Source organism: Amycolatopsis sp. NPDC051903, from assembly GCF_044452505.1.
In the GTDB taxonomy this organism is placed as follows: domain Bacteria; phylum Actinomycetota; class Actinomycetes; order Mycobacteriales; family Pseudonocardiaceae; genus Amycolatopsis.
The window spans coordinates 188,076-208,677 of the sequence record NZ_JBITBT010000004.1 but is presented as its reverse complement, the minus strand read 5'-3'; the positions used below and the strand labels follow the sequence as shown (position 1 = coordinate 208,677).

Genomic DNA, 20,602 nt, shown 5'->3' with positions numbered 1-20,602 from the left:
GCTCACGGGCTCGTCTCTTCCAGGAACCAGTCCGTCGGCACCGTGTGCCCGAGCTCGCGCTGCTCGGCCAGCGCCAGCGCCCGGGCGCAGACGGCCGCGAACTGCACGCCCATGCCGGTGTTGTTGGCGAACACCGTGATGTCCTCGGGGCTCGTGCGGCCCGGCGCCTCGCCCAGCAGCAGGTCGCCCAGCTCGCGGATGTCGTCCCACTCCATGAGGCCCCGGTTGACCGGGCCGAGGATGTCGTACTGCTTGTCGTGGTGCACCTGCTCGCGCGAGAGCACGGTGATGCGTGCGGCGCGGTCGAACGTGGTGTCGTCCAGCTCGCGCCGGGTGGCGGTGCCGTCGGGGGAGGTGATGGCCGTGACGTGGGTGCCGGGGTCGAGCCAGGCGCCGTCGAAGCACGCTTCCATCGCCGCGGTCGCGCAGGTGACGATCTGGCAGCCCGCCACGGCGTCGCGCCGCTCGTCCACGGCCACGATCTTGCGCCCGGTCTTCTCGCTCCACACCTTCGCGAAGTGCTCGCGGTGCTCGGGAGTGGGGCTGTACACGCGCACTTCTTCGATGTTCGGCCGCACCATCAGCAGGCACTCGAGGTGCGCCTCGGCCTGCCAGCCGGAGCCGAACATGCCCGCGACCGTGGCGTCCGGATTGGACAGTTCCCGGATGCCGAGCGCCGACGTGGCGCCCACGCGCATCTTCTGGATGAAGCTGTCGTGCATCATGGCGAGCGGTTCGAGCGTGGTCAGGCTGTACAGCGTGACGAGCCCGACGTACTTGCCACCCGGCGCGGCGGGGATCAGCCGCCGCCGCTGCACGCCGCTGGGCAGCGTCTCGACGCCGGCGATGTCGGAGGTGATCCGCAGCGCCCACACGCCGCTGGAGACGTTGCCGCCCTCCTGCGACTTGAACCGGTAGCGGAAGCCGGGGTGGCGGCTGTCCTCGACCGGGAAGTACGTGTGGTTGCGCGGCCGGTTGGCGCCCTGGCCGGAGTTGAGCTCCTTGTACGCGGTCTCCAGCGCGTCGAGCGTCTCGCCGGCGGTGAGCACCTGCTCGATGTCGCCGTTGGAAAGGATCCTCACCGCTGTGCTCCTGTCAGGTGTTCGGGTTCGCCTTCGGTCACGCGCACGGTCTCGGCCACCGCAGCGTTGCCGCCGTCGGCGAACGCGACCTCCACGGACACCGCGCCCGCTTCGCCGTCGGCCAGGACGGTGGCGGGGTCCTGGTTGCGGAATTCGCCGCCGGTCGACAGGTCGGCCTGGTTGACCCAGCGGACCTCGGTCTTCGCCCCTTCGGGCAGCTCGGCCAGCGCGGGTGCGGCCGCCTCGGCGAGGGAGCCGACGGTCGCACCGGCCTTCGCCGCGGCGATCGCCTTGGCGAGCGCGTCGTTCAGCGCGCCGGGCCAGCCGGCGCCGTCACCGAGCACGCGGCTGGAGTGCACCCAGTTCATGCGGTACTGGCCGGTGACGCCGAACGACGTCACCCCGTCCGAAGTGGACAGCGAGCTCGGGTACAGGTCGAGGAACCCGCCGCCGCGCAGCGCGCGTTCCACGGTCTCGACGCGGCTGCCCGCGGTGCTGCCCTCGACCGTCGCCTTCGCGGCGGCGTCGTCCAGGATCCGGCCGGCCGCGCGCAGCAGCTCGGTCTCGGCGGCCGACGGGACGAGGCGCTGCTCGCGCACCAGCCCGCCGAGGCGGCGGACCTGCCAGCCGGGTACCGCGTCGACGATCTCTTCGGCGACGTCGGCCGGCCACAGCGCGGCGTCGACCAGGCCGAGGGTGCCGTTCTTCTTGCCCAGCAGGTACTTCGCGACGAGGTCGGCGAAGTTCTTGCCGCCGCTGAACTCCGTGACGGTCGACGAGCGCTTCATCCAGTTCTGCACGCGCAGGGAGAGCTTCGTCAGGAACGTGACGGGCCCCTCGGCGGGGATCGCCAGCACGCCTTCGTTCCAGTACAGGCACAGGTTGGTCAGGTAGGCGAGGTCGTCGGAGCGCGACACGTCGGCGTAGACGAGGGCGACGTCGACGCCCTGGGCCGCCATGGCCCGCTGCAGCGCGGCGACGCGGTCCTGCCACTCCTGCTCGGGGGTCTCCGCGGGGTCGAGTACGTGCAAACCTCGTTTCACGCCACGTCTCCTGTCTCGAACAGCTTGCGTTCGGTCGTGATCAGCACTTCACAGCCGTCGGCGGTCACGCGCACCGGGTCGCCGAGCACGTGGTAGCCGGCCAGCGGCGTGTAGGTGTTGGGGTGGATGATGAACACGGAGTTCTCGGGCAGCACCGTGTGGTTGCCCTCGATGATCGGCGTCTCGTCGAGGTGCAGGCCGTGGCCGTGGCCGCGCACGCGGGTGTAGTTGCTGCTGCAGTACTCGCCGTAGCCGTACTTGCGGAACACGTCGTTCTCCGCCACCGCCACCTCGTGGGCGGTGATGCCCGGGCGCACCACGGAGATGCCGGCTTCGACGGCCTCGTTGAACAGGTCGAACGACTTGCGCTGCCCGTCGTCGGCCTTGCCCACCACGGCGGAGCGGCAGATTTGCAGCCAGTAACCGTCCATCTTGGGCGTGAGCTCGGTGCGCACCATGTCGCCGGCTTCCAGCAGGCGGTCGCCGGGCGGGGTCATGCCGCGGACCTCGTCGCGGCCCGATGCGATGAGCATGAAGTTGTCCTCGGCGCCGAGGTTCTTCAGCCGCGCCTCGACCTCGGCGACGATCCGGTACTCCGGCAGCCCGGGTTCGAGCACGTCCACGAAGGCTTCCCAGCCCGCGGCGCACACCACGGCGCTGCGGCGCATGCGGGCCAGCTCCCACTCGCTCTTCACGAGCCGGGCGGTGTCGAGCAGCTTCGTCGCCGAGACGACTTCGGCGCCCGGCGCCGCGGCGCGGATCGTCTCCATGAGCACGAGCGGCACGAGCTCGTGGTGGGCGATCCCGATGCGCCGCGGCGCCAGCTCCTTGAGGACCACGCCGAGCTCCGCCGGGTTCGCCGGGTCGAGCCGGCGGGCCTCGCCGACCCAGCCCTGCGCCGTGAACGACGTCAGGTCCGACGGCCGGGTGGAGAAGGCGACCGCGTCGCCCTCGGCCGGGAAGACGACGAGCGCGGCGCTGCCGGCCGGGGTCACGTCGGTGAAGTAGCGGATGTTCTCCCGCCGCCAGGCCGGCCCGTAGGCCAGCACGACGTCGAGGCCCTGCTCGGCCATCGCGTCGCGGATCTTGCGGTGCCGCAGCTGCAGCTCCGCGAGGTCCTCGGGGGACGGGCCCGCTCCGGCGGGTGCCGGGGCGTGGTCGATCGTCATGGGTTCCTCCACGGTGTTGTGGTGGGTGATCGGACGGTCAGGAACTAGCCGGGGTCAGCGCCGAGGGCGCCTCTTCCCCGGCGATCTCCCGGGTGATCTGCTCGACGGTGCGCCCGCGGGTCTCGAAGGTCGCCACGAGCGCCGCGATCCCCGCGAGGATCGAGATGACGCCGAAGAGCAGGAAGAACAGGAACTGCGAGGCGTGCAGGGCGAGCACGAAGCCGACCAGCACGGGCATGATGAGGCCGCCGACCTTCTGCCAGGCGGCCGCCCAGCCGAGCCCGGTGGCGCGGCTCGCGGTGGGGTAGAGCTCGCTGGCGTAGGCGAACAGCGTGCTGCCGGCCAGGCCGCTGCCGAAGAACGTGGCGAGCGAACCGAGGATGACCACCGCGGCCGTCGCCGCCGTGGTGCCCCAGGCCAGGCAGAACAGTCCACTGAGGACGAACGCCCCGCCGAGCACCACGCGGCGGCCGATCCGGTTGATCAGCTGACCGGCCAGCAGTGCGCCGACCACGCCGGCCGCGGTGATGATCGCCGTGTAGCCGAAGCTCTTGAGCAGGTCCACGCCCTGCTTTTCGAGCACCGACGGCAGCCAGCTGGACAGGCCGTAGAGGAACGCGCCGGCGCAGACCTCCATGAACCAGATCGCGATCGTGTAGCGCACGTAGTTGCGGGCCACCAGCGTGCGCAGCGTGCCGGTTTCGGCCAGCGGCTCGGGTCCGGCGTGCTGGGCCGGTGCCGTGGTGCCCCGGCACAACGCGCCGACGACGACCTCCGCGGCCTGCGTGCGCCCGCGGCGCAGCAGGTAGCGGACCGATTCCGGGAGCGTGGCCAGCATGAAGACGCCGACGACCACCGGCACGGTGGCGATCACGAACATCGCGCGCCAGCCGAACGCCGGGACCACGGCCGTGCCGACCGCGGCCGCCGTCGGCAGCCCGATCAGCCACGCCGCCGTCGCCGCCGTGACCAGCGGGCCGCGGTGGCGCGAAGGCACGAACTCCGCGATGTAGGGGAGGACGACGGCGATCTCGGCACCGAGCCCGATGCCCTGCAGAGCCCGGAACGTGACGAGGGCGCCGAAGCTGGGCGCGAACACCGCGGCGAGCGAGAACACGGCGTAGACCATCACCGTGATGGCCAGCGGGACCTTCCGGCCGAACCGGTCGGACACGGTGCCCGCGACGGCCGCGCCGACGAGCATGCCCGCGAACAGCGCCGAGGAGAACGCGCCGGCGGCCTCGCTGGTGAGGTGGAACGTCTTGATGACACCCGGCAGGATCACGCCGGTCAGGTTGATCACGAACCCGCACAGGAAGTGTCCGATCAGGACGGTGACGTAGATCCTGAGGTGCCGTGCGGTGAACTCCGACTCGTCGAGCCGGCCGAGCAGTGAGCGGGACGCGGTAGCGGGGGACGGGGGCATGGCGAGGCCACCTCCTTGTGGCTTTGGTGCAACCCAGTGGCTTGTGTGCAACCGGTGACTCGTCCACGGTGACGTGGCCGAGTGCCGGAACGCTCAGGTGCGGACGGCGGTCGCGGACCGCGTCGCGGGGGACGCGGTGGAGGACCACCGTGGCGAGCCGTGTCGCGTGGCCGCGGTGAGACGGCCGCGCGAGTCGAACCGGTGAAACCCTTGGCCCGCGTGAGCGCGGTGCGCTCCAGCGGACCCCCCTCGGGTCTGGTTCCTCCTTCCTCCTCCGTTACCGGTCGTCCAGGTTCCCCTGGACGCCGAAGTACAGCTGGGAGAGCGCGGGCAGCAGTTGCTCGCGCACCTCGGGGGTGAGGCCGGCCGTGAGTTCGGCCGCGAACTTGTCGAGCGTGCGCCGCGCGGTGTCGCGGGCGCTCACCCCCTTGGGAGTGAGCTCGAGCTGCATCGTGCGCCGGCTCGTGGCCGACGGCCGGCGGGACAGGAATCCCTGGTTGACCAGCTTGTCGACGCTTTCGGACATGGTCGAGGGGTTGCGGTGCGCGAGTTTGCACAGCGCCGTGAGCGACGTGTGGCCGCTCCCGACCCTCGACAGGATCCGGTACTGGCGGATGGTGAGCGGCTGCTCGATGTCCGCCAGCAGTTCGGTCTGGAGCCGGGTCAGCCGCCCGCCGAGGGCGAGCAGGACCTCGCCCAGGGAGGCCTGCGGCCCCAGCTCGTCGAAGGTCTCGGTGTCTCGAGTGGTCATTTTGGTCCCCGTACGTTCCGGTACCCGAAATAACGTTGGCGCCGACTGTACGTCCGCCGACCGCCCGCTGGGAAGGGGTGATTTCGTGACCGACGGAGTCTTTCAGCCAGTGAAAACACCGATGGCCGCCGTCGCGGCCCGGGTGAGAGCTTTCGGGTGCCGAACCCCGACCGAAGGAGCTCTGAGGCGTAATGGCAGCGTTCGCCCGAAACCAGTGGTACGTCGCCGCTTACGGCCGCGAGGTGGGGCGGGAGCTGTTCGCCCGCACGGTGCTCGGCGAGCCGATCGTCTTCTACCGCACCGAATCCGGCGAGGTCACCGCGCTCGCCGACCGCTGCGTGCACCGCCGCTACCCGCTGTCGGAGAGCCGGCTCGACGGCGACAAGATCGTCTGCGGCTACCACGGCTTCACCTACGACAGCGCCGGTTCGTGCGTGTTCGTCCCCGGCCAGGCCCGGATTCCGCGCACCGCAAGGGTTCCGTCCTACCCCGTGGTGGAGCAGGACTCGTTCGTGTGGGTCTGGATCGGCGAGCGCGAGCTGGCCGACCCGGCCGCGATCCCGCGCGCGCCGTGGCTCGCCGACCCGGCCTACACCACCGTGTGCGGCATGGAACCGCTCGCCGCGCGCTACGAGCTGCTGGTGGACAACCTGCTCGACCTCTCGCACGAGACGTACCTGCACGGCGGTTACATCGGCACGCCGGAGGTCGCGAACACGCCCATCACCACGGAGGTCGACGAGGACCGCCGCATCATCTACGTCAGCAGGCACATGGACGACGCCGAATGCCCGTCGTTCTACGCGAAGTCCACCGGCATCGAAGGCCGGATCACGCGCTGGCAGGACATCGAGTACCACCCGCCGTGCCTGTACCTGCTGCACAGCCGGATCGCGCCCGTCGGAGTGCTGCCGAACGAGGACGGCACGGACCCGGACGGCTTCCACGTCGAGGTCGTCTACGCCATCACGCCCGAGACCGAGCACAGCACGCACGACTTCTGGGCCGTGGCGAGGGACTTCGCGCTCGAGGACCAGGGCGTGTCCGATTTCCTCGCCGAGAGCAACCGCACGGTCGTGCTGCAGGACGTGCGCGCGCTCGACATCCTCGAAGGCGTGATCGCCGCGGAACCCGAGGGCTACCAGGAGCTTTCGGTCAACATCGACACCGGCGGGCTGGCGGCGCGGCGCATCCTCAAGAAGCTGGCCGCCGGTGAGAGCACACAGGTCGTGCCGTCGTGAGCGAGCGCGTGGCGATGCTCCACGGCGACACCGTCGTGCGCATCCACTGGAAGCTCGGGACCGACGTGCTGGTCGGCGTGTGCCACTGCGGCGCCGAGCACGAGTCGGAGGACCCGGTCGAGCTGTGGGAGTGGCTGCTGGCGCACCCCGACGGGCACGACCGCCCGGAACCGGTGGTCCCGCGCGAGCCGGTGCTGTCCGCGGCGCAGGGCTGAGGAGGAACGGATGAGCGTGGCCACCGACCTGGAGCTCGACGTGGTGCTGGCGGCGAAGGAGCACCTCGCCGACGGCGTCGTCCGGCTGACCCTGCGCGATCCGGCCGGCGCGGCGCTGCCGGAGTGGGCACCGGGCGCGCACCTCGACCTGGTGCTGGGCCCGGACCTCGTGCGGCAGTACTCCCTGTGCGGCGATCCGGCCGACCGGACCGTGCTGCAGGTGGCCGTGCTGCGGGAACCGGCCGGCCGCGGCGGCTCGGCGCACGTTCACGAGAAGCTGGCCGGCGGCGAAACCCTGCGCGTGCGCGGGCCCCGCAACCACTTCGCGCTCGAGCCGGCGCCTCAGTACCTGTTCGTGGCGGGCGGCATCGGCATCACGCCGCTCGTGCCGATGATCGCCGCGGCCGAGGCGGCGGGCGCCGAGTGGCGGCTGCTCTACGGCGGCCGCACACGGGCGTCGATGGCGTTCGCCGAGGTGCTGCGGGAGACCTACGGCGACCGCGTCGAACTGGTGCCGCAGGACGAGCGCGGGCTGCTCGATCTCGACGCCGCGCTGGCCGCCGCGCCCGGCGCCGCCGTGTACTGCTGCGGCCCCGAACCGCTGCTGGCGGCGATGGAGCAGCGGTGCGCACCGGGCTCACTGCACGTGGAGCGGTTCACCGCGAAGCCCGACACCGAGCCGAAAGCGGCGTTCGAGGTGGAGCTGGCGCAGTCGGGCCGCACACTGGAGGTGCCGGCGGACCGGTCGATCCTTTCGGTGGTCGAAGAGTCCGGCGTGCCCGTCTTGTCCTCGTGCCAGGAAGGCACGTGCGGCACGTGCGAGACCGGTGTCCTCGAAGGCACGCCCGACCACCGCGACGCCGTGCTCACGGCCGCGGAACGGGAAGCCGGCGACGTGATGATGATCTGCGTGTCGCGCTGCGCGGGCGCGCGACTGGTATTGGATCTGTGATTCGCCGGGTAGCGTGAGGCGATGACCCGGCAAGCCCCGAACGGTGCCGGCACCTCGGTGACGAGCAAGGTGCTGGCGCTGCTCGAGGCGTTCACCCCGGACGCCGCGGACCTCAGCCTGAGCGAACTCGCCCGGCGCTCCGGCGTCTCCCTCGCCACCGCGCACCGGCGCGCGGCCGAGCTCGTCGAGTGGGGTGCCCTGGAGCGCGACGCCACCGGCCGCTACCGCATCGGGCTGCGGCTGTGGGAGGTCGCGTCGCTCGCGCCGCGAGGGCTCGGCCTGCGTGACGCGGCGATGCCGTTCCTCGAGGACCTGTACGAGGTGACGCACGAGAACGTGCAGCTCGCCGTGCGCGAAGGTCTCGAAGTCGTGTTCGTCGAACGCATCGCCGGGCGGGACGCCGTGCCGGTCTGGACGCGGGTCGGCGGCCGGTTCGCCCTGCACGCCACCGGAGTCGGGCTCGTGCTGCTCGCGCACGCGCCCGCGGCCGTGCAGGAGGAGGTGCTCGGCGGGCCTCTGCACAGCTACACCGCGAAGACCGTCTCCGACCCCGCGCAGCTGCGCCGCGTGCTCGCGGACGTCCGCAAGCTCGGCTACTCGGTGAGCGACGGCCAGGTCACCATCGACGCCCTCTCCGTCGGCGCCCCCGTTTTCGGCGCCGACGGTTCGGTCGCGGCCGCGGTGTCACTCGTGGTGCGGGCCGACAGCGCACAGCCGGGCACCCTCGCGCCGCTGGTGATGGCGGCGGCGCGCGGGATCCGCCGGACGCTGGCGGGCGGGTCGTCGCGGGTGTTCCCGGCCGGCCGGCCGCGATGATCGCTAGCGGCAGCGTGCGGGCCGTCAGGTTCCACCCCCCTTCGCCGCACCGGGGAAACTTCTTCCCCATCGGGCGAGCGCGGGCAAAACGCTGCAGGTCAGGGTCGTGGCCGCCTAGGATCGGGCGGGTGGAACTGCCTGTGATGCCGCCGGTGCGGCCGATGCTCGCCAAGGCTGTGCACGAGGTGCCGAGGACCGAGGGGTTCTGGTACGAACCCAAGTGGGACGGGTTCCGATGCGTCGTGTTCCGCGACGGCGACGAGGTGGAGCTGGGCTCGCGCAACGACCGCCCGCTCACGCGCTACTTCCCCGAGCTCGTCGACCTGCTGAAGGCCGCGCTGCCCGACCGGTGTGTGGTCGACGGCGAGATCGTGCTGGTCACGCCGGGGGGCCTGGACTTCGAGGCGCTGCAGCTGCGGCTGCACCCCGCCGCGAGCCGGGTGCGCAAGCTGGCCGAGGAGACGCCGGCGAGCTTCGTCGCGTTCGACCTGCTGGCGCTGGGAGAGCGGGACCTCACGGCCGAGCCCTTCCGCTCGCGGCGGCGGCTGCTGGAGGACGCGCTCGGCGAGAACCCGGGCGGCGGCCTGCGGCGCGTCCACCTGACCCCGCTCACCACGGATCCGGACACGGCCGAGGACTGGTTCACGCGGTTCGAGGGCGCGGGTTTCGACGGCGTCATGGCCAAGCCCGCCGACCAGCCGTACGAGCAGGACAAGCGCGTGATGTGGAAGGTCAAGCACGAGCGCACGGCCGATTGCGTCGTCGCCGGGTTCCGGTGGCACAAGGACGGCCACGGCGTCGGCTCGCTGCTGCTCGGCCTGTTCGACGACGCGGGGGCGCTGCACCACGTCGGCGTCGCCAGCAGCTTCACGGCCGCGCGACGCCGGGAGCTGGTGGACGAACTGGCGCCGTTGCGGGAGAACGCGCTGGAAGGCCACCCGTGGCGCACGTGGGCCGAGTACGAACCGGAGCCGGGCCGCCGGCCGGGGGCGAACAGCCGGTGGGCGCCGCAGAAGGACCTGTCGTGGGAGGCGGTGCGGCCGGAGTGGGTCGCGGAGGTGCGGTACGAGCACTTGCAGGGCGGCCGCTTCCGCCACGGTGGCCGGCTCGTGCGCTTCCGGCCGGACCGCGATCCGGCGTCGTGCACGTACGCGCAGCTGGAGGAAGCGCCGCCCGCGGAGCTGGCGACGCTGTTCGGGGAGGCCGGATGAGCGGTGGCGTGACGCTGGACGTCGACGGGGTGGAGCTGACGATTTCCAGCCCTGACAAGGTGTATTTCCCGGAGCGGGGTGAGACGAAGCTCGATCTCGTGCGCTACTACCAAGCCGTGGCGGGCCCGCTGCTCGATCGGCTGGGTGGGCGCCCGGTGCTGCTGGAGCGCTATCCGGACGGTGCGGGCGGGAAGAGCTGGTTCCAGAAGCGGGTGCCCAAAACCGCGCCGTCGTGGCTCACGACCACGGTGGTGTCCACCCCGAACGGGACGACCAGCGACGCGCTCGTGGCGGCGGATCTCGCGCACGTGCTGTGGGCGGTCAACCAGGGGTGCCTGGGCTTCCACGTCTGGCCGAACCGGGCGGCGGCGCTGGAGATCGCGGACGAACTGCGGATCGACCTGGATCCGTCGCCGGGCATCGGTTTTCCCCAGCTGCGGGAGGCGGCTTGGCTGGTGCGGGCGTTCCTCGAAGAAGTGGGGATCGAGGTGCACGTGAAAACGTCGGGGTCGCGCGGATTGCACCTGTACGCGATTCTCGAGCCGCGGTGGGACGGCTACCAGGTGCGGGCCGCGGCGGTGGCGCTGGCGCGGGAATTGGCGCGGCGGCATCCGGAACTGATCACGGCGCAGTGGTGGAAGGAAGAACGCGGGTCGCGGGTGTTCGTGGACTTCAACCAGAACGCGCCGCACAAAACGGTTTTCGGGGCTTGGTGTGTGCGGCCGAGGGTCGGTGGTCAGGTTTCGACGCCGATTGCCTGGGAGGAGCTGGATTCGGTGGAGCCGGATGCGTTGACGTTGTCGACGGTGCCCGGGTTGGTTGCGGAACGTGGGGATCCTTGGGGTGGGGTGAATGGGCGGCCGCAGTCGATTGAGGTGTTGCTGGAGATGTCGAGGAGGGATTTGGCGGAGGGGTTGATGGATGCGCCTTGGCCGCCGGTTTATCCGAAGATGCCTGGGGAGCCGCCGAGGGTGGCGCCTAGTCGGGCTCGGAAGGGTTGAGGGGGGTGGGTTTTGGGTCCTGCGCGGGGCGGTTGGGTTGTGGTGTGGGATGCGGGCCCTCGCGGGGCGTGTTGCGTGGCGTAGGCACCCCGAAGCTTGAGTGTGACTACGGCCGCTGACCCCGTGTCAAGGCGGGAAAGCGTGCCTTGACACGGGGTCGGCGGCCGTGTGGAAGCTTCGGATCGAGGTGCCGGGCAGGGGCTGGGCGCATCCTCAGTGGGGTGGTTGGGCGGCGGTTGCGTATGCGCGTGATCGGTCGCCGTTCGACGTGCCGGACAGGGGCTGGGTGCAGGACTTGCTGCGTAGTTTGGCGGCGGTTGTGTAGGTGACTTTGCGTCGCCTTTTGAGGTGCTCGGCAGGGGCTGGGTGCATCCTCGGTGGGTCTGTCGGGCGGCGGTTGCGTAGTGGGCTGTCCGTCGCCGGTCGAAGTGGGCAGGGGCCTGGCCATCCTCGGCGGGTCTGTTGGGCGGCGGTGTCGTATGAGCGTGGTCGGTCGCCGTTCGAGGTGGTGGGCAGGGGTCGGGCGCATCCTTAGTTGCCTAGTTCGGCGGCGGTTTCGTACGCGTGGTGCGTCGCCGTTTCGAGGTGGCGGGCAGGGGCTAGGCGCATCCCTTGGTGGGTAGTTCGGCGGCGGTTGTGTAGGTGGCTTTGCGTCGCCTTTTGAGGTGGCGGGCAGGGGGTGGGTGCATCCCTCGGTGCGTGGGTTGGCGGCGGTTGTGTATGCGTGTGGTGCGTTGCCGTTTGAGGTGCGGGACTGGGGGAGTGCGTCCCATGCTGCGTTGCTTTGTTGCGGTGCGTAGGTGAGGCCGTTCGGCTTGCGTCGTCTTCTGGTGCTGAAATTGTTGTGCTGCAACGATTACAGGCGGACTTCGGTGGTGACGCGGCGGCCGATGTCGCGGGCCCATTTTCGGATGAGGTCCCAGTCGCGGAAGTCGCCGGCGCGGGGGCCGCGGGCCATGAGGCGGGCGAGGAGGCCGTGGGCGGTCGCGGGGTCGAGGCGGCCGCCGAAGGTGGTGGTGCGTTCGGCGTCGATGCGGGCGGCGAGGAGGGCCACGTTGGCGGGCAGGCTGACGTGCGCGAGTGGCGCGCCGGGGCCGCACGGGCCGCTGTGGAAGAGCCAGACGTGGCGTTTCAGCAAGGCGCCGGCGTGGGTGTGGAGGAGGCGGACGGCGGAGGGGCGCCAGCGGGAGTAGTAGAGGGCGCTGCCGACGACCACTGCCGAATACGGGGTGACGTCGGCGACGTCCGCGGCGTCGCGGGTGTCGACGTGGTGCCCGAGGGCGCGCAGCTCCTCCGAGATCACCTCGGCGATCTCGCGGGTGCCGCCGTTCTTGCCCGCGTGGGCGACGAGCACTGCGGTCATGTCCACCATTCTCCGCCCTCCGCGGGCGGGTGGCGCCGCGGCTCGCCCACGATCCGCCGAACGGGCGTTCGCCTTAACCAGGCGGCAGGAACGCCGGCCGCGCCGCGGGGTCGGGCTCGTCGTAGTAGCGGTGGAACACGGCGGTCTGCGCACCCGACAACGGCGGCACCACCCAGCTCCAGTCGGCCGGGCACGAGCGGCCCGCTCGCTCCTCCCGCGCCACGTGCGTCAGGAACCGCCGCGACTCCGAGTGGTGGTCGGCGACGGTGACGCCCGCCGTGTCGAACGAGTGCTGCACGGCGAGCGTCAGCTCGACCAGTGCGCGGTCTCGCCACATCGTGCGGTCGTCGTCCGTCTTCAGCCCCATCAGGCCGGCGATCACGGGCAGCAGGTTGTAGCGGCCGACGTCCGCGAGGTTGCGCGCGCCGATCTCCGTCGCCATGTACCAGCCGTTGAACGGCGCCGCCGGATAACGCACACCACCGATCTCCAGCGGCATGTTGCTGATCGCGGGCACGGCGTGCCAGCGCAGGCCCAGCCCGTCGAACCAACGGTGATCGGGGTGCGTGAGCGGCACCTCCAGCACGGCGTCGGCGGGCAGGCTGAACAGCCGCGGCGAGCCCGGCTCGGCCTCGATCAGCAGCGGCAGCACGTCGAACGAACCCCGCCGCTCCGGCGCGCGCCAGCCCAGCCCGCGCACGGTGTCCGTGAAGCCCGCGTACTGCGGATCGCCCAGTACGGAGCCGTCTTCGAGGCGGTAGCCGGCGTAGCGGATGAGCTGGTCGTTGCGGATGCGCGGACCCGGCGCCGCCGGGCCGTCCGGCGCGAACACCGTGAGCGTGGGCCGGATCCGGCCTTGCCGCGTCGCTTCGCGCAGGTGCGTCACGCATTCCCCGGCGATCCCGGCGGCGTCGCGCACGTGCCGGCAATCGCGCACGCGCAGGCTGCGCCAGTAGAGCCGGCCGATGCAGCGCGCGGAGTTGCGCCACGCCACGCGCGCGCCGTACGCGAGTTCGGCCTGCGTGTGCCGGTAAGAACCGGTTTCGGCGATCTCCTCCTTGATCTGCGCCAAGCGATCGTCGACGCGCAAGCCGGGCAACGCGCCTTCGGCGGCGCAGAGCCGGATGAATTCCTCGGCTTCCGCGTATTCGACGGTGGTCACTCGATCGTCGGGTATCGGCTCATCGACCTTCACTCGAATGGACGAAGCGATCAACGGGCTACTCCGCTCGTGGCCGGCAGAACCCGCGACACGCAGGGATGAACCACTCTTCCTCCGTCATTCGGTGCGGTCCCGAGGTGCGCGCGAAAACCCCGTAGCCCCAGGGGTTTCGCCAAGCGGGGAAGAGTACCCGAAGTGGCTGCCGAAGCAACCGCCGAATGTGTCCGGCGCCGCCGGGAAATTCGATAAGCGCAGGTGGGCGGTGGTGGAAAAAAATGCGTTACGACGACTTCGCGGAAAGTGTTCGGAAAATTGATCACGACCTGGAAGCGGTACCGTGAACGGCCGCCCCAGCGCGACTCATGCGTCTTTTCGAGTGTATTCGAGCAGTGGCCTTCTCCGGCGGGTCCCGCGGAGGTATGGCGCCGGCGGACGGTAGGGTCGCGGCGACGGCAGGAGGGGTGCACGGTTGGCCAGGCAGCGGATCCCGGTGGTCCTCGTCGCGGGGTTCCTCGGCTCGGGCAAGACCACGATGCTCAACCACCTGCTGGCCAATCGCCAAGGCGCTCGGGTCGGCGTGGTGGTCAACGACTTCGGCAGCGTGAACATCGACGCGCTCGCGGTGTCCGGCCAGGTCGACACCATGGTCTCGCTCGGCAACGGGTGCCTGTGCTGCGCCGTCGACGCGAGCGGGCTCGACGCGATGCTCGGCAGGCTGGCCGGCCCCGAGACCGGCATCGACGTGATCGTGGTGGAGGCCAGCGGCATCGCCGAGCCGCGCGACCTGCTGCGGCTCATGATCGCCAGCGAGAACCCCGACATCCGCTACGGCGGGCTCGCCGAAGTCGTCGATGCCGCTGAGTTCGCCGCCACGCGCGAGCGTCACCCGGAACTGGCCGACCACCTGCGGATCGCCGACCTCGTGGTGGTCAACAAGGCCGACCGCGTCGCTGCCGACGAGCTGGCCAAGGTGACGGCGACCGTCGAAGAGCTGGCGCCCGGTGTCCCGGTGCTGGTCACCGACCACGGCCGGGTGGACCCGGAGCTGTTCTTCGACCCGAAGCCGCGCGAGGCGTACGGCCAGCTGTCGTTCGACGATCTGCGCGAAGACAACCACTCCCACCACCTGCACGCGGCCTACCAGAGCGTCACGTTCACTTCCGAACGTCCGCTGTCGCCTCGGCGACTCGTGGCGTTCCTCGAACAACGCCCGGCCGGGCTCTACCGGGTGAAAGGGCACGTGGACCTGGGCGCCACCGGTCCGCGTTCGCGCTTCGGGCTGCACACCGTGGGCTCGTTCGTGCAGGTCGACCGGTCTTCCTGGCCGGCGGGGCAGCTGCGGCGGACGCAGCTGGTGCTCATCGGCGCCGGCCTCACCGCCGACGACGTCACGCGGCGACTCACCGAGTGCGTCGCCGCCGACGACATCGTCGACGAGCGGGGGATGCTGCGGATTCTCCGTTATCTCGACGAACCCGTCGCTGACCAGGGAGAACAGTCGCCCGGGGACTGAGCGCGCCACGCCGAAGACTCCCAAACGCTCCCTTTCCGCCGAATTGCGGCGCACGATGGAGGTGGCGAAGGAGTTGAAGCTGAACCGGCCTCCCAGGAGGACAGTTCCATGGCGACCACCCACCCCGTCCCCGGCGCGACGCGCTGGTACCTCGTCGGCGCCCTGCCCGACGACGCACCCGTCGCCCACCTCATGACCCGCTCCGGCGACCTGCGCTACCGCCGCTCCGCCTGCGGCGACCGCGAGTCCCGGACCTGGACGCCCGTCGACCTCACCGCGTCGGGCACCGGTCACATCACGCCGTGTCCTTCTTGCGCGGCGACGCTCTCCGGCGCGCCCGCCACGGGTGACGGTGTCGAACAGCTGTCGTTCGACCTGCCGTTCGGCTGACTTTCGGGATCGATCAGGCGCTGTTTCCGTTCTGCCGAACGGCCGCACCAAAACGGAAATACCACCAAATATTGTTTGAAAACGCGCAAAGTACTTCGGTTGCCCACCCTCGGTCTCGGGTGTAAACCAACACCGGCCCCATCCGGTAACACGCCAACGAAATCGGGGGATCTCCGGTGACCGACGCCCGTGCGGGGACGAAACGCAAACTCACCTCGGATCAGCGCAACTCGTTCATCGCCGCGTCGCTCGGCTGGACCATGGACGCGTTCGACTACTTCCTCGTGGTGTTCGTGATCGCGGACATCGCCAAGGACAAATCCTTCGGGGCGACCGCGACGCAGCTCGCCTTCATCACCACGGCGACCCTCGTGATGCGGCCGGTGGGCGCGCTCGTGTTCGGGTTGTGGGCGGACCGGGTCGGCAGACGCGTTCCGTTGATGGTCGACGTGTTGTTGTACTCACTCGCCGGAATCCTGTGCGCGGTCGCGCCGAACTTCACCGTGCTGCTGATCCTGCGGTTCATCTACGGCATCGGCATGGGCGGTGAATGGGGGCTGGGCGCGGCGCTGGCCATGGAGAAGATCCCCGTGGAGCGCCGCGGGTTCTTCTCGGGGCTGCTGCAGGCCGGTTATTCGATGGGGTACCTGCTGGCCGCGCTGGCGTACCTGCTGTTCCACTCGGCGCTCGACCTGGATTGGCGGTGGATCTTCGTCCTCAGCATCTTCCCGGCGCTGATCAGCCTGCTGATCCGGGCGCGGGTGCGTGAATCCGAGGTCTGGGAAGCGGCGCAGGAGAAGATGCGGGTGACGCGGACGTCCGTGAAGGACGTGGTGCTGAACCCGAAGGTCATCCGGCGGTTCGCCTACCTGATCGTGCTGATGACGGCGTTCAACTGGCTCAGTCACGGCACCCAGGACGTCTACCCGACGTTCCTCAAGTCCACCGAACACGGCGGCGCCGGGCTGAGCGCCGCGACGAGCACGTGGATCGCCGTGCTGTACAACATCGGCGCCATCATCGGCGGCCTGGTGTTCGGCGCGCTGTCCGAACGGTTCGGCCGGCGCATCATGATCGTCGCCGGCGCGGTCCTGGGGTTGCCGATCATCCCGATCTTCGCGTTCGACCACGGGGCCGGCATGCTGGCGCTCGGGTCGTTCCTCATGCAGATCATGGTGCAGGGCTCGTGGGGCGTCATCCCGGCCCACCTCACCGAGATGTCCCCGGACGCCATCCGTGGCTTCTACCCGGGCGTGACGTACCAGCTGGGCAACCTGCTGGCCGCGCTCAACCTGCCGATCCAGCAGAGCATCGCCCAGTCCCAGGGCTACTCGGCGGCTCTCTTGTGGACAGTCATCCCCGCGCTGGTCGGCGTCGCCGTCCTGACCGCGATCGGCAAGGAAGCCAAGTCGATCAAGTTCGGCAGCACTGCCGCGACCACCGCTCCGGCGAGTTCGGGCACTTAGCCGCCCTTCGGTTCTCTGACAGCGGCACGAGCTTCGGCTCGTGCCGCTGTTGTTTTTCGGTCGCTGACCTGTGCGTTTGCAGTCGATAGGATGGCGATATATCGTGGTCATGTCGACGATACAACCACGGAAGGACGGCCCATGACCGACACAGCAGGCCCCGCCCACCTCTTCTCCGGCTTCGGCGGCCCCCACCACCCCGGCCCTGCCTCTGGCTTCACCCACCACACCCCGGCCGACCACGTCCGCCGCTTCGGCTTCACCCACCACCGCCCCGGCCCCGACCCGCACCACGGCCCCGGCGAACCGGGCGGCTTCGGCGGCCACCACGGCCCGGGCGGCTCAGCAGCAAACGCCCACGGCCCGGGCCCGCACGGCCCAGGCGGGTTCGGCGGCCACCACGATCCGCACCATTCAGGCCGCGCCGATCAGGACGAGTTCGGCGATCACCACGATTTCGGTTACCCGCGAGACTTCCCCAGCCACCACAGCGCTGGTGGCCACGGTGCGTTCGGTGGCCGCTTCGGCGACCCTCACGGCTTCGGAAGTCACTTCGGCTTCGGCAGCCCGCACGGTTTCGGCGGTCACCGGGATGCTCGTGGCCACAGCGAATTCGGCGACTACCACGAGGTCGGCGAACCGGGCGGCTTCGGCGGCCACCACGGCCCGGGCGATGGGGGTGGTTTCGGTGAGCACCACGGCCACGTCCGCGACGCCGCTCACCACTTCGGTGGCCACCACGGCCCCGGTGATGGGGGTGGTTTCGGCGAGCACTACGGCCACTTCCAGCACGCCGCTCACCACTTCGGTGGCCACACCGGCGCAGGTGATGGGGGTGGTTTCGGCGAGCACCACGGCCACTTCCAGCACGCCGCTCACCACTTCGGTGGCCACGCGACCCCGTTCGGTTTCGCGCCGGACGCGGCGCGGGGACCGGGCGGGTTCCCCCCGCCGCCTCCGGCTCCGCCGGGACCGCCCACCCCGCCGGGGCCGGGTTTCCCCGGCGGCCCGGGCTTCCCGGGCTTCGGCGGCTTCCCCGGCGACCCCCGCGCCTGGTTCGGCGGCGGCCGGCAGTGGGGCGGCCGGGGTTCGCGCGGTCCGGCTCGGCCCGTGCGCCCGGCGGTGCTCGCGCTGCTCTCCGAGAGCCCGATGCACGGTTACCAGCTCATGCAGGAGATCCGCCGCCGCTCGAACGAGGAATGGCGGCCCAGCCCGGGTTCGATCTACCCGATCCTGCAGCAGTTGGAAGACGAGGGCCTCGTGCGCACCGTCGAGGAAGGCGGCCGCCGCGTCGCGCAGCTGACCGACGCGGGCCGCGAGCACGTCGCGGGCCGCGAGGAGGAGTTCGCGGCGCTGTGGGAATCCCACACCCCGGACGACGATCCCACCGCCGACCGCTTCACCGCCCTCCACAAACAACTCGGCGATCTCTGGGCCGCCGCGGGCCAAGTCGCGTACACCGGCACCGACACCCAGGCCGCCGAAATGCGCAAGATCCTCTCCGACGCGCGCCGCCGCCTCTACGCCCTCCTCGCCGAAGACCCGAACGACGAAGACTGACCCCGCCGGCCGCCGGGTCCACACCGGACTCGGCGGCCGCCGGGCCTTTCCGCTGCAGCGATCATGTCGGCTAGCCGGGACGGGGACGCCCTCGGGGAGGACGGGGGCTGCTGTCCCGGGGCTGGGGGCGTTTTCGCCCCGGCAGATCAGGTCGGGCGGCCGGGTGGGGGTGCGGTGGCCCAGCCCAGGAGGGCCGACACCGCGGCCGCCGCGGTGGCGGTGCGGTGGCCGGCCGCGGGGAGGCGGGAGCCGATGCGGGTGTGGGGCGCCGAGATGTTCAGGGCGGCCACCACGCGGCCGCGGTAGTCGCGGACGGGGGCGGAGACGCCGGACAGGCCGGGCTCGAATTCTTCGGCCACGCAAGCGAAACCGTCCGCTCGGGCGCGGCGGATCTTGGCCCACAGGGTGGGCAGCTCCGCCAGACCGGGGAAGCGCACGTACAGCTCGTCCGGGGTCGCGTCGAGGAGGAGCACGCGGCCGGCGGAGGTGCGGGCCGCGGGGACGCCCCGGCCTTCCCACTCGCGGACCCGGAACGAGTGCCCGGACACCGAAAGCAGGGTCAGCACCTCGCGGTCGCGCAGCACGCAGAGGTGGCTGGTCTCCTCGAGGTCCTCCGACAGGGCGTGCATCGCCGGCTCGGCGGCGCGCACGAGGCGGTCCTCGGCCGTGCGGGCGACCAGCGAGAACAACCGGCGGCCCATGCGGTAGCGCAGGGTGTCGGGGTCGCGTTCGACGACGTCCTCCGCGGCGAGCGCCGCCAACGCCCGGGAGACCTGGCTCTTCTCGCGCCCGGTCAGGGAAGCGAGCCGCACGACGCCGAGGCCGCCGCAGCGCTGCGCCTCGTCCGACGCGAGGGCCTCGAGCAGATCGAGGTCGCGGCGCAGGCCGTGGCCCAGTGCACGGGACATGTCCGAACCCTAAACCGAGTTGGCGTGAGCGCAAGACACGTTGCGATGTCTTGGCACCCGCGCGCACCGCTCGTAGCGTCGGAACGGATGAAGATCACCGGCATCACCCTCGACCACCTGCGGCTGCCACTCGACCCGCCGCTGCGCGCGGCGTGGGACCCCGAGCCGCGCCGCCACTTCGACGCGACGGTCGTCCGCGTCCACACCGACGAAGGCGTCACCGGCATCGGCTCCGGCGACACCATGGCGGGCTTCGAGGCCGTGCGGCACCTGTTCGTCGGCACCGACCCGCTCGACATCGTCCGCCACGTCAAAGCCCTCGAAACGGCCAACTTCCACGGCGGCAGCTACTGGCCGCTGGAAGCCGCGCTGTGGGACGTCATCGGCCAGGTCGCGGGCCTGCCCGTCGCGACGCTCTTCGGCAACGCCGCCCGCTCCCTGCCCGTCTACGCGTCGACGGCCGAGCTCAAACCACCCGCCGAACGCGTCGAAGCGGCGCAGCGAGCGCGCGAAGAAGGGTTCCGCGCGCTGAAGATCCGCATCGACCGTGACCGCGTCGCCGAGGGCATCGAGACCGTCGCCGCCGTGCGCGAGGCCCTCGGTCCGGATTTCGACATCATGGTGGATCTCAACCAGTCCTGGCGCATGGCCGGTGACACCGCGCCCGCCACCGACCTCGCCGCGACGCGCCGGATCGTGCGCCGCCTCGCCGAGCTCGACGTGTTCTGGGTCGAGGAACCCCTGCCGTACGCCGACATCGACGGCTTCCGCACCCTGCGCGCCGAGAACCCCGGCGTGCGCATCGCGGCGGGAGAAATGCACCACTCCGTACCGGAACTGTTGCGCTATCTCGAACACGATGTGCTCGACGTCTACCAGATGGACGCCGTGCTCGCGGTGGGCATGCACCGCGCCCGCACACTCGCGGAGGTGGCGTCGGTCAAACACCGCGCGTTCACCCCGCACAGCTGGACCAACGGCATCGGCCTGCTCGCGAACCTGGCCCTCGCCGCGGGCGTCGGCGCCGGCCCGTACCTGGAGTTCCCGTACGACCCGCCGGGCTGGACCCCGCAACGGCGCGATTTCATGCTCGCACAGCCCCTGATGATCAACGAACAAGGCGAGTTGTCCGTTTCCCACCAGCCGGGGCTCGGAGTCGAACTCGACGAGGAGGCGGTGGAGCGGTGGCGCATCTGACGCCCGAAACCCGGCCAGCCGCGGCGGAAATCCTCAAGCCCGGTTCGGCCAGGTCGAGCCAGGTGGGTTTCACCGCGGTGTCCGCGCCGAGTGCGGGCAGCGATTAAAAGTTGAGTTGTCGACTTGTCCACCTCGC

The 20,602-nt window shown here is 70.8% G+C and carries 20 protein-coding genes; 11 read left to right on the top strand and 9 right to left on the bottom strand.

What is annotated here, in order from left to right; translation table 11 throughout:
* Positions 1-2 precede the first annotated feature (2 nt).
* From ACIA77_RS11995 to ACIA77_RS11975, 5 genes are all read right to left on the bottom strand, one after another.
* On the bottom strand, positions 3-1,082 hold the full coding sequence (locus ACIA77_RS11995) for an ornithine cyclodeaminase family protein (protein ID WP_395885843.1): 1,080 nt from the start codon (positions 1,080-1,082) through the stop codon (positions 3-5).
* Positions 1,079-2,125, bottom strand: a complete 1,047-nt coding sequence (locus tag ACIA77_RS11990) for an aminopeptidase P family N-terminal domain-containing protein (RefSeq protein WP_395885842.1) — start codon at positions 2,123-2,125, stop codon at positions 1,079-1,081. The genes ACIA77_RS11995 and ACIA77_RS11990 overlap by 4 nt, the downstream gene beginning before the upstream one ends.
* Positions 2,122-3,294: a M24 family metallopeptidase gene (locus ACIA77_RS11985; protein WP_395885841.1), complete on the bottom strand. Its 1,173-nt coding sequence runs from the start codon at positions 3,292-3,294 to the stop codon at positions 2,122-2,124. Before ACIA77_RS11985 ends, ACIA77_RS11990 begins: the two co-directional genes overlap by 4 nt.
* Before the next feature lie 37 nt (positions 3,295-3,331).
* Entirely contained in the window at positions 3,332-4,720 is a 1,389-nt protein-coding gene (locus tag ACIA77_RS11980) for an MFS transporter (RefSeq protein WP_395885840.1), read from the bottom strand.
* Between the two features lie 277 nt (positions 4,721-4,997).
* Positions 4,998-5,471, bottom strand: coding sequence for a MarR family winged helix-turn-helix transcriptional regulator (locus ACIA77_RS11975; protein ID WP_395885839.1), 474 nt, complete (start codon positions 5,469-5,471; stop codon positions 4,998-5,000).
* Between the two features lie 191 nt (positions 5,472-5,662).
* Here ACIA77_RS11975 and ACIA77_RS11970 point away from each other — a divergent pair, with 191 nt between their 5' ends.
* From ACIA77_RS11970 to ligD, 6 genes are all read left to right on the top strand, one after another.
* On the top strand, positions 5,663-6,712 hold the full coding sequence (locus ACIA77_RS11970; RefSeq protein WP_395885838.1) for a Rieske 2Fe-2S domain-containing protein: 1,050 nt from the start codon (positions 5,663-5,665) through the stop codon (positions 6,710-6,712).
* The gene (locus tag ACIA77_RS11965; RefSeq protein WP_395885837.1) at positions 6,709-6,927 is read left to right on the top strand and encodes a hypothetical protein; all 219 of its coding nucleotides are present in this window, start codon (positions 6,709-6,711) and stop codon (positions 6,925-6,927) included. Before ACIA77_RS11970 ends, ACIA77_RS11965 begins: the two co-directional genes overlap by 4 nt.
* Before the next feature lie 10 nt (positions 6,928-6,937).
* Complete coding sequence (locus tag ACIA77_RS11960) at positions 6,938-7,879, top strand: PDR/VanB family oxidoreductase (protein WP_395885836.1); 942 nt, start codon at positions 6,938-6,940, stop codon at positions 7,877-7,879.
* 21 nt (positions 7,880-7,900) lie between these two features.
* Positions 7,901-8,695, top strand: coding sequence for an IclR family transcriptional regulator (locus tag ACIA77_RS11955; protein ID WP_395885835.1), 795 nt, complete (start codon positions 7,901-7,903; stop codon positions 8,693-8,695).
* Positions 8,696-8,823: 128 nt separating this feature from the next.
* Positions 8,824-9,906, top strand: coding sequence for an ATP-dependent DNA ligase (locus tag ACIA77_RS11950; RefSeq protein WP_395885834.1), 1,083 nt, complete (start codon positions 8,824-8,826; stop codon positions 9,904-9,906).
* Entirely contained in the window at positions 9,903-10,907 is a 1,005-nt protein-coding gene (ligD, locus tag ACIA77_RS11945; protein WP_395885833.1) for a non-homologous end-joining DNA ligase, read from the top strand. The genes ACIA77_RS11950 and ligD overlap by 4 nt, the downstream gene beginning before the upstream one ends.
* Before the next feature lie 856 nt (positions 10,908-11,763).
* Here ligD and ACIA77_RS11940 read toward each other — a convergent pair.
* Together ACIA77_RS11940 and ACIA77_RS11935 are read right to left on the bottom strand one after the other, a co-directional pair.
* The gene (locus tag ACIA77_RS11940; protein WP_395885832.1) at positions 11,764-12,270 is read right to left on the bottom strand and encodes a flavodoxin domain-containing protein; all 507 of its coding nucleotides are present in this window, start codon (positions 12,268-12,270) and stop codon (positions 11,764-11,766) included.
* Between the two features lie 73 nt (positions 12,271-12,343).
* Complete coding sequence (locus ACIA77_RS11935) at positions 12,344-13,432, bottom strand: nitric oxide synthase oxygenase (RefSeq protein ID WP_395885831.1); 1,089 nt, start codon at positions 13,430-13,432, stop codon at positions 12,344-12,346.
* Positions 13,433-13,901: 469 nt separating this feature from the next.
* Between ACIA77_RS11935 and ACIA77_RS11930 the strand changes: the two genes are divergently transcribed.
* The 3 genes from ACIA77_RS11930 (at position 13,902) to ACIA77_RS11920 (ending at position 16,801) form a co-directional block, all read left to right on the top strand.
* Entirely contained in the window at positions 13,902-14,945 is a 1,044-nt protein-coding gene (locus ACIA77_RS11930; protein ID WP_395885830.1) for a CobW family GTP-binding protein, read from the top strand.
* Between the two features lie 108 nt (positions 14,946-15,053).
* Positions 15,054-15,335, top strand: a complete 282-nt coding sequence (locus tag ACIA77_RS11925; protein ID WP_395885829.1) for a hypothetical protein — start codon at positions 15,054-15,056, stop codon at positions 15,333-15,335.
* A 176-nt stretch (positions 15,336-15,511) separates the two neighbouring features.
* A complete protein-coding gene (locus tag ACIA77_RS11920) occupies positions 15,512-16,801 on the top strand; it encodes an MFS transporter (RefSeq protein WP_395885828.1) in 1,290 nt (429 codons plus the stop codon).
* Between the two features lie 414 nt (positions 16,802-17,215).
* On the opposite strand, the gene ACIA77_RS11915 is transcribed toward ACIA77_RS11920, so the two are convergent.
* Positions 17,216-17,695, bottom strand: coding sequence for a hypothetical protein (locus tag ACIA77_RS11915; RefSeq protein ID WP_395885827.1), 480 nt, complete (start codon positions 17,693-17,695; stop codon positions 17,216-17,218).
* Positions 17,696-17,911: 216 nt separating this feature from the next.
* Here ACIA77_RS11915 and ACIA77_RS11910 point away from each other — a divergent pair, with 216 nt between their 5' ends.
* A complete protein-coding gene (locus tag ACIA77_RS11910; RefSeq protein ID WP_395885826.1) occupies positions 17,912-18,361 on the top strand; it encodes a PadR family transcriptional regulator in 450 nt (149 codons plus the stop codon).
* Between the two features lie 146 nt (positions 18,362-18,507).
* On the opposite strand, the gene ACIA77_RS11905 is transcribed toward ACIA77_RS11910, so the two are convergent.
* Complete coding sequence (locus tag ACIA77_RS11905; protein WP_395885825.1) at positions 18,508-19,269, bottom strand: IclR family transcriptional regulator; 762 nt, start codon at positions 19,267-19,269, stop codon at positions 18,508-18,510.
* 87 nt (positions 19,270-19,356) lie between these two features.
* Between ACIA77_RS11905 and ACIA77_RS11900 the strand changes: the two genes are divergently transcribed.
* Complete coding sequence (locus ACIA77_RS11900; protein ID WP_395885824.1) at positions 19,357-20,466, top strand: mandelate racemase/muconate lactonizing enzyme family protein; 1,110 nt, start codon at positions 19,357-19,359, stop codon at positions 20,464-20,466.
* Positions 20,467-20,602 lie beyond the last annotated feature (136 nt).